Below are 14,292 nucleotides of genomic sequence, written 5' to 3'. Positions count from 1 at the left end.
GGATGTTTAAAAGGAGCTTTTAAATTGTTCTAAGAAACGCACATCATTTTCACTTAACAAACGAATATCATTAATTTGGTGCAATAAAAGCGCAATTCGATCGATGCCCATGCCAAAGGCAAAACCCGAATATTCTTTTGGGTCTATTCCGCAATTTTTCAATACATTTGGATCAACCATTCCACACCCCATTATTTCTAGCCAACCAGTACCTTTTGTCATTTTATAGTCTGTTTCAGTCTCTAAACCCCAGTAGACATCAACTTCAGCACTTGGCTCTGTAAATGGAAAGTATGAGGGTCTTAATCGGATTTTAGACTTTCCGAACAGCTCTTTTGTAAAGTATTGTAGAGTTTGCTTTAAGTCGGCAAAACTTACATTTTTATCAATGTATAGTCCTTCGACTTGGTGGAAGAAGCAATGTGAGCGAGCAGAAATAGCCTCGTTTCTATACACACGGCCAGGCGAAATCGTTCTAATTGGCGGGGCATTGTTCTCCATATAGCGCACTTGAACAGAGCTTGTGTGTGTGCGCAATAAAATATCTGGGTCAGTTTGTATAAAGAACGTGTCTTGCATATCTCTTGCCGGATGATGCTCCGGAAGATTGAGTGCAGTAAAGTTGTGCCAATCATCCTCTATTTCTGGCCCCTCACTGACATTAAATCCTATACGCGAGAAAATATCTATTATTTGATTCTTAACCAAGGAAATAGGATGCCTTCCTCCGATATTAATCGGATCACCAGGCCGTGTTAAATCTCCAACAGCAGACGTTTTTGTTGTATTTGCCTCTAGTTCAGCCTTTAATGTGCTTACCTTTTCAAGAGCCGTAGATTTTAATGTATTTATAGCTTGACCGTATGCTTTTTTTTGATCATTTGGGACTGATTTAAAATCAGCAAACAATCCATTCAAGAACCCTTTTTTACCTAAATACTTGACACGAAAAGCCTCTAAATCAGCAAGAGAATTTGTTGTAAAGCTATCGGCTTCTTCGATTAATTTTTGAATGCGGTCAATCATGGTTTGAAAATAAAAGCCAAATTTAAGAAATCTTAGTCAATAAACTTCTGTTCGAGAAAATAGTTTACAATCGCCTCTTTCATTAAGATGCTTTGTTCTCCAGCTTTCAGATTAGGCAATTCTTCTTTTATTTGATAATGAGGCCACCCTTCCTCGTCTACGTAATCTAGCGCATAGTAACCGTACGGAGTCAGTAGGCGGCATATAGCAATATGCATGAGGTTTAGTTTTTCATCTTTTTTGAAACGCCTATGCAACTGCCCCAATTCTTGTACACCAATAAGATATATTATACCGTCGAGGTCTAGGGGCGCACCATCAGCGAAGCGTAAAGAGAGTTTCTTTATAAGGGTATCCCAGCGTTTTTTTAATTCTTCGTCTCTTGCCATAATTTATTTTGTAAATTTAGAGTCTAATTTTAATTAAAGAAATTTTAACCCACATTATTTTATGTCTGTAATTGACATTGTTCTAGGCGCCCTTATTATATATGGTATTATTAAAGGGTTTTTTAAGGGTCTTTTTGTAGAAGTTGCTTCTCTTTTGGCTCTAATGTTGGGCGTGTATGGCGCTGTTCATTTTAGCAACTATGCTTCAGAATTTTTATCAAGCTATGTAGATTGGTCTGAACACACAATGAGCGTAAGTTCCTTTGTTATTACTTTTGTAATAATCGTTTTTGCGGTATCCTTGGCGGGTAAAGCCTTGACAAAGCTTGCTGATTTTGCTGCGCTTGGTGTTATAAACAAGTTTCTGGGTGCTCTTTTTGGAGGCCTCAAAGTGGCGCTAATTTTATCTATTGTCTTGCTTGTTTTTAAGCGCGTAAACCCAAGCTTAAAGATGGTTTCTGACGAAGAGCTTAAAACCTCTATATTTTACGAGCCAGTGGGTGTTTTGGCTCCGTTAATCTTACCCCGTTTTGCTGGAGACGACCAAGCCTTTGGCGTTCCTGATTTTAGCACTTCTGAGCAAGAATAGATCATTTAGAAAGCGACATTAAGTACGTTTTGAAAGATTTAAAAATACGCTCTTCAGGAATAAAATCTGGTATAATATCAATTCGCTCCATCATATACCTAGGCTGTTTCAATAGACCTACAAAAATTACATCTACCCCCCTAACCCTTAGGTCTTGAAGGGTGTCTTCCATAACATATAAACCCGTTTGGTCCATATATTGCATTCTGCTAAGCCGAATCACTACCGTTTTAGCGCCTTCTGGAATTTGTTTGTAAAGCTGTTCAAATTCCGAGGTCGAACCAAAGAAAAGAGGCCCTTTAATATGTTTAATAAACACCTTATCCTTTAAATTTTTTGGAAAATCAATTTCATCAGGCCAAGCTTCCTCTTTAAGCGGCCCAACTTCTGATCTTTCTGCGGTAAGGTCACCAATAAGCTTCATGAACATCAAACAAGAAATAAGAAGCCCAATTCCAACCGCGAAAATTAAATCCCAAAAAGTTGATAATAGTAAAACAATTATCATAATCAGTACCTCAGAGCTTAGTTTAACAGGCCCAAGGAAAATATCTTTTGGCAATATAGGTATAGCCTTAAGCCCCTTATAATCCATAACCCCTATACCAACAGTTATAAGAATTCCAGATAATACAGCCGCAGGAATTTTTGACGCAATTGGTCCTAATGCAAGAAGAATAAACAACAGCAAAACACCAGCAATCATTCCAGACAATCTAGTCTTTCCTCCAGCATTGATGTTAACTACAGTTCGGATGGTTGCACCCGCACCTGGAATTCCACCAAAAATTGCGGCGATACTATTACCGATGCCCTGACCAACAAGTTCTTTATTTGGTTTGTGTTTGGTTTTTGTCATGTTGTCGGCCACTATACTTGTTAGTAAAGAGTCTATAGCTCCCAAAAGCGCCAATGTGAGTGCCGAGAATATATAGGGGCTAATACTGCCAAGATTGAAATGAGAAAACATCTCTAATTTAGGCACAGGAAGTCCCTCAGGGATTTGTTCGATCGGCTTGTATTCCAGTCCAAAGCCAATAGCAATTCCAGACATCGCTATAAGTGCAACAAGTGTGCTAGGGACTGCTTTTGATATCTTTCTAAAACCAAAGATGATTATAATTGTGCCAAGCGAAAGAAGCAGCTCTAGCCAGTTTATGTTGCGAAGCGCCCGAGGCATTACTTTTACTGCACCAATTGTACCCGAAGCGTATTTTGCCGCAAGAGTTTTAGACTCTCGTAGGATATCTGCCTCAGTAATATTGCCAGCTCGCCTGATAGTTTCTTTGAAATCTTCCAAAACAAGCAAGCCTTCTCCCGCCTCTTCTTTCAATATGTTTTCTAGTATGATTTCTTCCGCTTGAGGCTTAAACTGGTTCACATATTCCATGTCTTCTTTAGGACTATAACCTAAAGATGGTAGAATTTGAGTTAAAAGAATGATCACTCCTATTGCTGTCATAAACCCAGAAACAACAGGATAGGGAATGTATTTAATATATTTTCCCACTCCAACAAGCCCTAGACCAACTTGAATTAGGCCTGCTAGGAAAAAAACCATCAGTATAGAAGGTAATGCTTTGTTCACATCACCATCGCTTGCAACCACGATGCTGGCAATTACAACCATACTTACTGCAGTCATTGGCGCTGTAGGTCCAGAAATTTGGGTATTAGTTCCTCCAAAAAGGGCTGCAAAAAAACTGATAAATATTGCGCCATAGAGTCCAGCGCTAGGTCCTAAGCCAGAGGAAACCCCAAATGCAAGCGCTAAAGGAAGTGCTACGACTCCGGCAGTAATACCACCAAAAGCATCGCCTTTGATATTTGAAAAAAAGCCTTTCATTTTTGTTGATTTTTTAATAAAAATATAAATTATTTATTAAAATCAAACAAAAACATCAATTGTTTTAAAGATACGTTAATTATAACTCTTTAAAGACTTGGTTGGGCAACCATCCGCTTTTGCCATCAATAAGCTTAATTTTTGTCCATTCTTTTTTGTACGATTCAAGAATTTGAATTTTCGCGCCCTCGTGAAGAATAAAAACTGTTTCACTTTTTAGATTAGGCTCGGATTTTGAGGCAACCTCTTGCGAGAAAACGACAGCAAAACGCTTGTTGTCTAGATTTAGTTTTTTATTGAGTAAAGCAAGCCCCAGAGTAAGATTCAAAACAGAGAAAACACTTAGAATAAAATATGCTCTTTTGCTTTTCGTGGTTTCAGAACGATAATATGCAATAAACAACAACACGAACACCCACATCGTTAGTATGCAAAAAATAGACCACCCAAAGACATTAAAAAATCCCGCCATTTTCTCATAGAACTTAAGCACTTCAACCTCAGGTATATTATCAAATTTATCGATTGTCATTTGCTTAGCAAAGCTGTAGTTGTTAAGTGTCTCTTCATCATAGGGGCTTAATTTTAAAGCTTTTTCGTAATAATATATACTTGGCGCTATTTCATTTGCTTTATAGTAGCAGTTAGCCATGTTAAAGTACAAGGCACTAGAATGAAAGCCATTGCTTATAATCTTGTTGTATATGGAAATGGCGCCCTGATACTCGCCTTTATTGTACAGTGTGTTTGCTTGTTCAAACAATAGATTTTCTTGTGAAAAACCAAGAAGCCCAATCAGCCAAAAAAGAACAATTAGTTTTTTCATATTATTTTAGTTGTTTGTCTAATGTGTTAATTACCTCAACTGATTTTTTATAAGCGCGGGTCATGTCAGAAGCCTGTAATGGGGTGTATCTGGCTAGCTCGCAAGATTCGATAATATTTAAAAACGATTGGACATACAATTGATCCACCCCTCTTTTTTCTAAAAGAAGCGCAATTTTTTCCTTGGATAATTCACTTGTTTCAATTTTCAATCTAGATTTCAGATAATTATGTAATGCGCGCTCCAAGGCCACATAAAACGCCTCTTTTTCACCAATTGCTTTTTTCGCTGACCCAAAATATTTACGAGCAAGCTTATTCGTTCTTCTTGTTTTATTTCCAGCAACATCCATTGCTCTTTTTTCTTGCTTGCGCGTAAAAATGATCAGTAACGGAATTAAAAGCAATGGCCCTAAGAACAACCACCAAAACAGCTTTGTATTGTAGAAGGCGTTTTGAGCAATAGGCTCTAAATCTGCGTTAGATTTAAAGGAAAAAAACTGTTTTGAGAGTGCGGTAACGTTTGTTTTTTGCACTTCTTTTGTGTTTGAATCACCATTTGGCGTTACTCCAGAACTTCCTATAACCGAAACCACTAACTCATTTGATTTAATTGTTTTATAAGCCTCAGACTTGAGGTCAAAATAAGAAAAGCTAACCGCGGGGATTGGGTACCGCCCCTGATCATTGGGTACAATCGTATAAGTATCTGTTATACTGCCTTTCATCCCTGAGAGGTTTGTAGAAACTTTTTCGGAATGTTCGGGCTCGTAAACTTCAAGCGCACTGGGAAGTTTCGGCTTAGGGAGCTCGAATAACTTGAGATTACCACTTCCAGACACCTTAAGTTTTAAGTTGAACGCTTCTGTGACTTCTAACTTCTTTTTGCTCGAAGAAAGACTAAAGTCAAAACGTCCAACAGCCCCTGAAAAATCCTTTGGTCTTCCAGCGCTAGGCAAAGGTTTTACATTGATAGTTCTTTTTCCAGCTGTTACTGTCAAATTAGCCGTAGTAGTTATAAATCGCCCAAAAATATCTCGCCTCTTTGAGGGCACCTCAACACTTACGTCTAAGGTGAGCGGCTCAATATTTAATTTTCCTGTTTTTTGAGGGTAAAGCACTGTTTTTTTCAAAACAGCGTAGCGATAGTCTTCTCCTTTATATTTTCCCTCTCGTACGTTTTGACCCTTAACATCAATGTTCTGGCTCCAAAAATCATTATACCTAGGACTGTCTAGTTCAGACCAGTTTCTCACACCAGTATTTTCTGCTACATATAGTTTATAAACAACACTTACAGGCTCGTTGAGGTACGGGTTTGTTGTAGAAACCTCTGCAACCAAATGGATATTCTCTGAAGCAATATAGTTTGGGTCATTAGGGTCTTTTGGTACATCTACAGCTGTTGTGACTGTAATTTTCATTGGGGCGGTTTTGTAGGATTCTCCGTTTATTTCAATACTGGATTGCCCTATGGTAAACACCCCTCTTTTTGTTGGAGACAAAAAATAGCTATAACTCTTAGAAAACGAACGCTTACCGTTTATGGAATAGTTTTTTATGGATTGACTTGGTCCGCCAACGACTTTGAAGCCTTCAAAGCTAGGCGGTGTGAAATTGTCGCCATCTTCGTTCATGGTGAAGTCTACACGCAAACGCTCATTTACTCCTAATTGTGTTTTGCTTGCTTTTGCTTCGAAAACGACTTGAGCATAGCTAAAACTTGAAAGGAACATCAAAAAAATAAGCACTCTAAATTTCATAAACTACCAGTCTTTATCTGTTTTTACTTTTACTCCTTTTACTTTGGAGGCATTCATTTTTTCCTGAACTTTTTTTTCTTCATTATTCATAGCTTCAAGTAGATTTTTTACTTGTTGCGGCGACATTTTTCCTTGTCTGTTTTTGTTGTTTTGATTGGGGTTTTTTTGATCTCCTTCTTTATCTTTTGGCTTGTCCTTATTATCTTTTTGGTCGCCCCCTTTTTCTTTAGGATCTTTATTTTTGTCGTCTTTATCTTTGTTTGGTTCGTCTTTATCTTGTTGTTTGTCGCTGTCTTCTTTTTGGTCTTTATTTTGCTCGTCTTTGTCTTCCTTTTCTTTATCATCGTCGCCTTCGTCCCCGCCACCACCTTGCTCTTCAGCACAATCTTTTGCTAGGGCTAAGTTATATCGGGTTTCATCGTCTGCCGGGTTATTTCTTAGCGCGCTTTTATAGGCCTCAACAGCTTCTTTACATTTTTTATTTTTCATGAGTGTATTTCCAATATTATGGAACGCTGCATGCTTTTCTTTTTTGTTGCCATGTTCTGTTGACTCAATAAGCTTTGAAAGTGCTTCGTCGTAAAACTCAGCGGCATAATAAGCACTACCAAGATTATATGAGCTTTTTGCATTAGTAGCTTTCTTTGAAATCGCTCTGCGGTAATATTTTTCAGCTTCAGTGAAATTTTCGTCCAGAACAGCATTTCCGTCGTATACAAAAGCGTCTGATTCGGCTTGAATTTCATCTTTTTGTTGTGCCTGTGATTGATTCACAAAAGCGGCACACACAAACAACATAAAGCAGCTTAAAAAAGAGTTTAAAGTTGGTTTGCAAAACAAGTGCTTATAAACGATTTTTCTCATAGATTTTCATTAAACAAATTCAGGCGCTTGAGCCAAGCAGTTTTTCTTTCTAAAAAAAGAATATCCAAAATTAAAAAGAAAAGACCTAATCCTAAAAACCATTGGAATTGATCTTCATAATCAGCAAACTCTTTGGCTTCAAACTCCTTTTTATCCATTTTATTCAAAATATCGCTAACTGTTTCTGTTACACTCTTGGTGTTTTTACCATCAACATATGAACCATTCGTGTTTTCAGCAATTTCAGCCAGTGTTTTTTTGTTTAATTTTGTAATTACAGTTTCCCCGCTTTGGTTTTTTTTATAACTCATCACAACTCCATTTTTCTTCAATGGAATTGGTCCTCCTTTTTCACTACCAACACCAATGGTGTATATTTTGATCCCTTCTTCTGCGGCAGCCCCAGCAACATTGATACTCGAGTCGTTGTGGTCTTCCCCATCTGAAATAATAACCAACACCCGATTTGTTTGCTCTTCATCATTGTAATAGCTACGAGACAGCTGAATAGCCTCATTTATAGCTGTACCCTGGGAAGAAAGCATTTCTGTATTCATGTTCTGAAGAAACATTTTTGCAGCAGCATAATCTGTTGTAATTGGCAATTGTGGAATAGCCTTTCCCGCGTAGGCAATGATACCAACACGATCACTAACAAGGCTATTTATAATTTGCGTAGTGAGCTGCTTTGCTTTTTCAAGGCGATTGGGCGCAATGTCCTCTGCCAACATACTTTTGGATACATCTATAGCAAAAACAACATCAACCCCTTGTCTTTTGACCGTTTGTAGTGATGTGCCCATTTTTGGGTTTACTAAGGCGATAATTAAACAAACAATGCTGAGCGAAAGCACAATAAACTTCAGGACAGATTTAAACACTGATTGGTCTGGACTTAAACGAGCCAATAATTCCAAATCGGAAAACTCTCGCTTAGTCTTTTTCTTCCATATTTGTACCCACAAGAATACAATAAGCATACCAAGCACTATAAATAAAAGCCAAAACCATATGTCTTCTTCGAGTTGAAACATAGTTAAATAAAACTTTTTAATAAGGTGTGACGAAGCAAAAATTCAAAAACTAGTAATGCAAGGGCCCATAGGACCAGTGGCCGAAACTTCTCTTCGTAATTATAATATTTAAATTCTTCTATTTCTGTTTTTTCAAGCTGGTTAATTTCAGCATAAATTTCTTCAAGTTTTTTGTTGTTTGTTGCCCTAAAGTACTTTCCGCCAGTTCCCTGAGCAATTTCTTTAAGTAATTTTTCATCAATTTCAACTTGAATTCTAGAGTATTGGATTTTGCCATTTCGAATAGCTACAGGAGACAATGCCATACCGTTACTTCCTAGGCCGATGGTATAGGTCTTTATTCCATACTCTGAAGCCAACTCACTTGCCGTTAGCGGATCTATAAAACCAGAGTTATTAACTCCATCGGTTAAAAGAATAATAATTTTACTTTTAGCTTTACTGTCTTTTATGCGATTGACAGCCGTTGCAAGCCCCATTCCAATTGCCGTTCCACCCGTGATGATTGTGTTGTATTTTATTTCTTTTAAGGAATTAAAAATAATATTTTTATCGCTTGTGACTGGAGTTCTTGTGTAACTTTCCCCTGCATATTCTACAAGACCTATTCTATCATTTGGCCTTCGGGCTATAAACTTACCCGCTACGTCTTTTAGTGCCTCAAGTCTGTTTGGTTTTAAATCCTTTGCAAGCATGCTTGCCGATACATCAATAGCCATCACAATGTCAATCCCACGAGTTTTTTTTGTTTTAGTGGAGACGTCAACGCTCTGTGGCCTTGCCATTGCAACAATGATTAAGACAAGGGCAAGCGTACGGAAGCCGAACAAACAATGTTTTAAAACAGTCCAAAACAAACTTCCTTTTACCAACCCTGAGCTATTTGAAATTTCTAGAACCGCAGTTTGTTTTTTATGTTTTATAACATACCACAGTAGCAGCGGAGGAAGCAGCAGCAGTAACCAAAGCAATTCTGTATGTGTAAATTCTATTCCTTGCAGCATTAGTTTTCGTTTGGTTTAATCAGTTCTACGGAGTTCAATATGCGCTCAACTATTTGCTTGCTGTAGGGGTCGTCAGCTTTCCACACTATAATAAGTTGTTGTAAAACAGCTGCAGTCGAAAACCCTAAGATTACAAAAGACCCTTCGGTCAATCTTCCTGATTTGAACGCAAGGGTCGCTGTACCATAGGTTTTCACCCCTTCTTGGCCGTTAGGGCTAACAAACTTTTCATTTCGAGGAATGATGTTTACAGCCCCTTTTTTCTCCAGCAAACTAAGCTCGTAATCTGCTATTTTAATCAGATCTAATGGCTCATTGCTTGAGTTTTTTGCGTTATCGCTTGAATTTTTCTTTGAGCTTTTGACAATAATTTCCAAAGGGACTTTAGAATTATCGCACGTAAATACTTTTGTGTTTAGAGAATCCGTAGTCTCGTATAGTTTTTCCTTTTTTTGTCGTTCTAAAACTTTTGGAGTCTCAACAATAATTCCTGGCGCACCATATTCACTGGTGACCCAATCTTCTGTTTCTAAAAGAAGCTTACTGGGGTTACGCAGTACGGTGTCTTTTACCGAATTAAACCCATAAACTATGCTAAACCCAACAAAAGCCGCAATGAGTACACCCACAAAAGAAAGGCCGACAACAATTATTTTTTTTCGTTGTTGTTTTTGTTTCAGTTCTTTTTGATAGGCCAAATCTTTTAAAAGATCTTCTTCGCTGGGCTCAGGGAGAGCTGCTCTTACATGATCAATTTCTTTATCGATTACGTGTTTATCCATACGTGCAATTTCAAAATCAGGTTTTGATTTTGCGAATTTCACTAAGTCTGCGCGCTGCAAGGTTGCCTGGATGTTTTTTATAGTTTCTTTATTTATTGAAACATGTTTTGAGTCTCTAAGCGCACTAAGCCTCTGAACAAGTTCATCTGTTGTACTTTCTAGCGACTGGTCATAGACTTTTTCGTTGAGGTATTTACGTAAAATAAACGTTAGTTCAGAGTAGAACTCTTTGATTTTTTGATCTTCGAAATACGATTGCTCGTCAAGATTGTCAAGAGCTAATTTTGCCCGTCTGTATGGTGGTAGGGCTGCAATTTTCTCCTCCTCAGAAAGTGTTTTTTTCCTGTAAAATAACCAATATATGACACCACCTGCACAAACTAAGAATAAAATAAATACCCAATAATAATGATCAAAAAAAGAACGTTGATTCACCACATGAATTACAGGCTTTATGTCATAAAGTTTTTGTTTGGTTGTGTCAACAGCTACGGGCTGTACAATTATGCGTAAGGAGTCTGAGAATATTGTTTTGTCCCCAACTAATATTTTTTGGCGTGGAATGGTATAAGCGCCAGAGTCAAACTGGGTGAGACCGTATTTTTTTATGAGTTTGGATTTAAAATTGCCGTGCAGCGTGTCTGCGGTATAGCTTTCAATCATTTCCATAGGCTTGAAAGTTTGCCCTTCAGGAAACACAACTACTGTTGTGCTGTCAATTTCTGCTTCAATACTGTATAATAACTCCTCACCAATCTTTATTGATGTTGTATCTACTGATGTTTTGAGTTGTGCACTACTAACAAAAGCAAGCAAAACCATCACTAAAAAGCACTGCTTTTTTGACCATGATCTTAAATACTGCCTTTTGAATTTCATCCCTTTTGTTTATCCTCTTTGTTTGAAATAGCCTAATAATTTTTTCACATAACTTTCGTCAAGTCTGCATTCGAGCTGTCCTGCCCCAGCTTTTTTAAAACTATCCTTAAAATAGTTGACTTGGTTTAAGTATTGTTTTGCATAAATCCTTCTTATTTTTCTTGAGCTTGTATTCACCAGTGTTGATGTCCCGGTTTCTTGGTCTAGCATTTGCACGACTCCTAGATTAGGAATCTCGGCTTCGTTCTTGTCAAATACACGAATCCCGGTTATGTCGTGCTTTCCGGACGCAATCTTCAAATTGTGATCATAACCAGAATCTATAAAATCTGAAAGCAGAAAAACAATAGCCTTTTTTTTCATCACATTGGACAAAAACTTTAAAGCTTCTGCAGTGTCGGTTTGCTTATTTTTTGGTTTAAATTCAATAAGCTCTCTAATTATGCGCAAGACGTGAGACCGTCCTTTTTTTGGTGGAATATAAAGCTCGACATCGGCAGAATAAAGAATGAGTCCAATTTTGTCGTTGTTTTGGGTTGCAGAAAAAGCAAGGGTAGCGGCAATCTCGGTAATAAATTCACTTTTAAATTGACGAAACGTCCCAAATTGTCCCGACCCAGAAACATCAACCATGAGCATCATGGTTAGTTCCCGCTCTTCTTCAAAAACCTTAATATAAGGCTCGTTATATCGCGCGGTAACATTCCAATCAATATTACGCACATCATCTCCAAATTGATATTGTCTTACTTCCGAAAAAGTCATTCCACGTCCTTTGAAGGTCGAATGGTACTCTCCACCAAAAACATGATCAGACAATCGCCTTGTTTTGATTTCAATTTTACGGACTTTTTTTAGGAGCTCTTTTGTATCCATTTATACTAACACGTGAATTTTTTAATCTAGAAAAGATAATTAACAGACGCCCACTAAGGCACCTCTATTACATTTACAATTTTGTGTACAATATCTTCGGAGGTTATATTTTCAGCCTCTGCTTCGTAGGTGATTCCAATTCGATGGCGAAGAACATCCAAGACAACTGCACGAACATCTTCTGGGATGACATAGCCGCGGCGTTTGATGAAGGCGTAGCACTTTGCTGCAGTCGCTAGGTTAATACTTCCCCTTGGCGATGCCCCAAATGATATGAGCGGTTTTAGCTCTGCTAAATTGTAGCGTTCGGGGTAGCGCGTTGCAAAAATGATATCAAGAATATATTTTTCAATTTTTTCATCCATATAAACCTCGCGTACTGCTTTTTGAGCATCTAGGATTTGCTTGACACTTACTACAGGTTTTATTTTTTCAAATGCCCCTTTCAAGTTCGCACGAACAATTAGTTGTTCGTCCTCAAGTTTTGGGTAATCGATTACAGTTTTTAGCATAAAACGGTCCACTTGAGCTTCAGGGAGCGGATAGGTCCCTTCTTGTTCGACCGGGTTCTGAGTTGCCATTACTAAGAAAGGTTTTTCTAAAATGAAAGTTTCATCGCCAATTGTCACTTGCTTTTCTTGCATAGCTTCTAGAAGTGCTGACTGTACTTTTGCCGGTGCGCGGTTGATCTCATCTGCCAGGACAAAATTGGCAAATATTGGACCTTTTTTTATATTAAACTCATTTGCTTTTATGTTGTAAATGAGCGTACCGACAACATCAGCAGGAAGGAGGTCTGGGGTAAACTGTATTCTGCTAAAACTACCAGAAACCGCTTGTGACAAGGTGTTTATTGCAAGTGTTTTCGCTAAACCAGGCACACCTTCCAATAAAATATGACCTTGACCTAAAAGGCCTATCAGAAGGCGCTCTATCATGTGCTTTTGACCAACAATGACCTTGTTTATTTCTAAAGTAAGCAGATCAATAAAAGCACTTTGCTTTTCAATTTTTTCGTTTATTGATTTGATATCTACTGTTTGACTGTTTTCTTCCATTATTCAGGATCTATTATATTGTTCTCTTCTTTTGCAAGGTGTTAAAATATTTTTCTTAGTTCTGTTAAGAATTGGTTAAAAATAAAGATTTTTTTGAGAGCTGAATAGGCTTTTATTTTTTAATTTTAATAGCATTAAGCAAAGGGCTTGATACAAAAAAAGTACTTATAGAAAAGATAAAATTTCATTCTAATGATTAATAAACGCTTACTTATCAAAAACTTACTAGCTCACAATGATGAGAACAGTTTTTATGATAAAAAGCGTCAGATAAATATTGGGGAAAAAGAAGGGAAGGCAAAGTTCTTGAAACATATTTGCGCACTATCCAACTCCAATCCTAACAACAATTCTTATATTATTATTGGAATAGAGGACCCAACAAATGAGATTATTGGAGTAGATTTTTTTGACGATAGCAAAATCCAGAACCTAATCAATGCTTACCTTGAATGCCCGCCAATCATTCAGTACGAAAATGTTTCTTTCCCACATCTTTCGGATGATAAAGTTGTTGGTTTAGTTACCATCAGAGCAAAAAACACACGCAAAGTTACAGCCTTGCGAAAGAATATTTGGAAATACTACGGCGGCTCTATTTTTTTTAGAGATGGGAGTACGAGCATGCCGAAAGTTTTTGATATTGAGCTCAGAGATGTAAACTCAAAAATTGTAGCATCGATAGAGCAACACGCCCAAAACAACATTCAATATACGCTAGATGGGGTGTTTGACTTTTTGAATAATAGAAAGGATTATCACCCCACATACCGGGTTTTCAAGGAGTATTTCGTGATGTGTTGGTCTGGCCAAAAGAAAAATGTAAGAAATCAAACTTTTTATTCAAGAGTTGATATAGCGCTTATCAACGAACAGGTTCGGCTATTTTACTCAACTTTAGATGAGGTTGAAATTAATTATGACGCTGATTGCTTTAAAATTATAGAGTATGTAAATCTAGGACTCAATGGCCAAGATAAATATCTAAAATTAGAGGAGACATGTATTGAGTTTTCTGATCACGCACAGTACAGCATTGAAACTAAGTTGTTGTTCCAGCCGCCTATTTATGACAAGAAAACATTACATCATGTTTTTAACACAAACAATGCAATAATTGAAAAATTAAAGACCCATCAAATCTTAACTGAAAGGGAGCAGCAAGATTTAAAAAACATCCCTATCACTTATTTGATTTGTCACTTTAATGGCTTTACACAAGCATTGACGTTGTTGGAGTCTGCCAAACCATTTTTGGCAAAGTATAGTCACGATTTACACAAATTGTACAAAGAAAGCCTGCGCATACTTCGAAAAGTGAAGTACAACTAAAAACGCAACTTTTTTCCGGTTACAG

At 37.4% G+C, this 14,292-nt stretch carries 13 protein-coding genes; 2 read left to right on the top strand and 11 right to left on the bottom strand.

Translation table 11 applies throughout. The features are described from left to right. Positions 1-6: 6 nt before the first annotated feature. Both pheS and FORMA_RS05595 read right to left on the bottom strand, forming a co-directional pair. Complete coding sequence (gene pheS, locus FORMA_RS05600) at positions 7-1,026, bottom strand: phenylalanine--tRNA ligase subunit alpha (protein WP_069674731.1); 1,020 nt, start codon at positions 1,024-1,026, stop codon at positions 7-9. Between the two features lie 32 nt (positions 1,027-1,058). After that, positions 1,059-1,415, bottom strand: a complete 357-nt coding sequence (locus FORMA_RS05595; protein ID WP_069674730.1) for a hypothetical protein — start codon at positions 1,413-1,415, stop codon at positions 1,059-1,061. Positions 1,416-1,476: 61 nt separating this feature from the next. Here FORMA_RS05595 and FORMA_RS05590 point away from each other — a divergent pair, with 61 nt between their 5' ends. Further along, entirely contained in the window at positions 1,477-2,004 is a 528-nt protein-coding gene (locus tag FORMA_RS05590; protein ID WP_069674729.1) for a CvpA family protein, read from the top strand. A gap of 1 nt (position 2,005) precedes the next feature. Here the strand turns inward: FORMA_RS05590 and FORMA_RS05585 are convergent, their stop codons facing one another. The 9 genes from FORMA_RS05585 to FORMA_RS05545 all read right to left on the bottom strand — a co-directional run bounded on the left by FORMA_RS05585 (position 2,006) and on the right by FORMA_RS05545 (position 12,935). Then, entirely contained in the window at positions 2,006-3,850 is a 1,845-nt protein-coding gene (locus FORMA_RS05585) for a SulP family inorganic anion transporter (RefSeq protein WP_069674728.1), read from the bottom strand. 79 nt (positions 3,851-3,929) lie between these two features. Further along, on the bottom strand, positions 3,930-4,676 hold the full coding sequence (locus FORMA_RS05580) for a tetratricopeptide repeat protein (RefSeq protein ID WP_069674727.1): 747 nt from the start codon (positions 4,674-4,676) through the stop codon (positions 3,930-3,932). A 1-nt stretch (position 4,677) separates the two neighbouring features. Further along, positions 4,678-6,438, bottom strand: coding sequence for a BatD family protein (locus tag FORMA_RS05575; protein WP_069674726.1), 1,761 nt, complete (start codon positions 6,436-6,438; stop codon positions 4,678-4,680). A 3-nt stretch (positions 6,439-6,441) separates the two neighbouring features. Next, positions 6,442-7,302 (bottom strand): tetratricopeptide repeat protein, encoded by an 861-nt coding sequence (locus tag FORMA_RS05570; RefSeq protein ID WP_231924970.1) that lies wholly within the window; start codon positions 7,300-7,302, stop codon positions 6,442-6,444. Then, positions 7,299-8,336 carry a vWA domain-containing protein gene (locus tag FORMA_RS05565; protein ID WP_069674724.1) on the bottom strand — a complete coding sequence of 346 codons (1,038 nt, stop codon included), beginning with the start codon at positions 8,334-8,336 and terminating at the stop codon, positions 7,299-7,301. The genes FORMA_RS05570 and FORMA_RS05565 overlap by 4 nt, the downstream gene beginning before the upstream one ends. Positions 8,337-8,338: 2 nt before the next feature. Then, a complete protein-coding gene (locus FORMA_RS05560; RefSeq protein ID WP_069674723.1) occupies positions 8,339-9,340 on the bottom strand; it encodes a VWA domain-containing protein in 1,002 nt (333 codons plus the stop codon). Then, positions 9,340-11,001, bottom strand: coding sequence for a hypothetical protein (locus tag FORMA_RS05555; RefSeq protein WP_069674722.1), 1,662 nt, complete (start codon positions 10,999-11,001; stop codon positions 9,340-9,342). Before FORMA_RS05555 ends, FORMA_RS05560 begins: the two co-directional genes overlap by 1 nt. Before the next feature lie 9 nt (positions 11,002-11,010). Continuing rightward, positions 11,011-11,877 (bottom strand): DUF58 domain-containing protein, encoded by an 867-nt coding sequence (locus FORMA_RS05550; RefSeq protein ID WP_069674721.1) that lies wholly within the window; start codon positions 11,875-11,877, stop codon positions 11,011-11,013. A 53-nt stretch (positions 11,878-11,930) separates the two neighbouring features. After that, positions 11,931-12,935, bottom strand: a complete 1,005-nt coding sequence (locus FORMA_RS05545) for an AAA family ATPase (protein WP_069674720.1) — start codon at positions 12,933-12,935, stop codon at positions 11,931-11,933. 192 nt (positions 12,936-13,127) lie between these two features. On the opposite strand from FORMA_RS05545, the gene FORMA_RS05540 reads away from it, so the two are divergent. Then, positions 13,128-14,267, top strand: a complete 1,140-nt coding sequence (locus FORMA_RS05540) for an ATP-binding protein (protein ID WP_069674719.1) — start codon at positions 13,128-13,130, stop codon at positions 14,265-14,267. Positions 14,268-14,292 lie beyond the last annotated feature (25 nt).

The sequence above is a fragment of the Formosa sp. Hel3_A1_48 genome (assembly GCF_001735715.1).
Taxonomy (GTDB): domain Bacteria; phylum Bacteroidota; class Bacteroidia; order Flavobacteriales; family Flavobacteriaceae; genus UBA3537.
Note: the sequence above shows the minus strand (reverse complement) of the source record. Positions and strands in the feature narration are given on the sequence as shown.

Bases quoted from the DNA above. Each gene is read 5' to 3' on its own strand.
- FORMA_RS05540 (WP_069674719.1), top strand. From the start codon at position 13,128: ATGATTAATAAACGCTTACTTATCAAAAACTTACTAGCTCACAATGAT.
- FORMA_RS05560 (WP_069674723.1), bottom strand. From the start codon at position 9,340: ATGCTGCAAGGAATAGAATTTACACATACAGAATTGCTTTGGTTACTG.
- FORMA_RS05570 (WP_231924970.1), bottom strand. From the start codon at position 7,302: ATGAGAAAAATCGTTTATAAGCACTTGTTTTGCAAACCAACTTTAAAC.
- FORMA_RS05585 (WP_069674728.1), bottom strand. From the start codon at position 3,850: ATGAAAGGCTTTTTTTCAAATATCAAAGGCGATGCTTTTGGTGGTATT.
- FORMA_RS05575 (WP_069674726.1), bottom strand. From the start codon at position 6,438: ATGAAATTTAGAGTGCTTATTTTTTTGATGTTCCTTTCAAGTTTTAGC.
- FORMA_RS05590 (WP_069674729.1), top strand. From the start codon at position 1,477: ATGTCTGTAATTGACATTGTTCTAGGCGCCCTTATTATATATGGTATT.
- FORMA_RS05595 (WP_069674730.1), bottom strand. From the start codon at position 1,415: ATGGCAAGAGACGAAGAATTAAAAAAACGCTGGGATACCCTTATAAAG.
- FORMA_RS05555 (WP_069674722.1), bottom strand. From the start codon at position 11,001: ATGAAATTCAAAAGGCAGTATTTAAGATCATGGTCAAAAAAGCAGTGC.
- FORMA_RS05545 (WP_069674720.1), bottom strand. From the start codon at position 12,935: ATGGAAGAAAACAGTCAAACAGTAGATATCAAATCAATAAACGAAAAA.
- FORMA_RS05565 (WP_069674724.1), bottom strand. From the start codon at position 8,336: ATGTTTCAACTCGAAGAAGACATATGGTTTTGGCTTTTATTTATAGTG.
- FORMA_RS05580 (WP_069674727.1), bottom strand. From the start codon at position 4,676: ATGAAAAAACTAATTGTTCTTTTTTGGCTGATTGGGCTTCTTGGTTTT.
- FORMA_RS05550 (WP_069674721.1), bottom strand. From the start codon at position 11,877: ATGGATACAAAAGAGCTCCTAAAAAAAGTCCGTAAAATTGAAATCAAA.
- pheS (WP_069674731.1), bottom strand. From the start codon at position 1,026: ATGATTGACCGCATTCAAAAATTAATCGAAGAAGCCGATAGCTTTACA.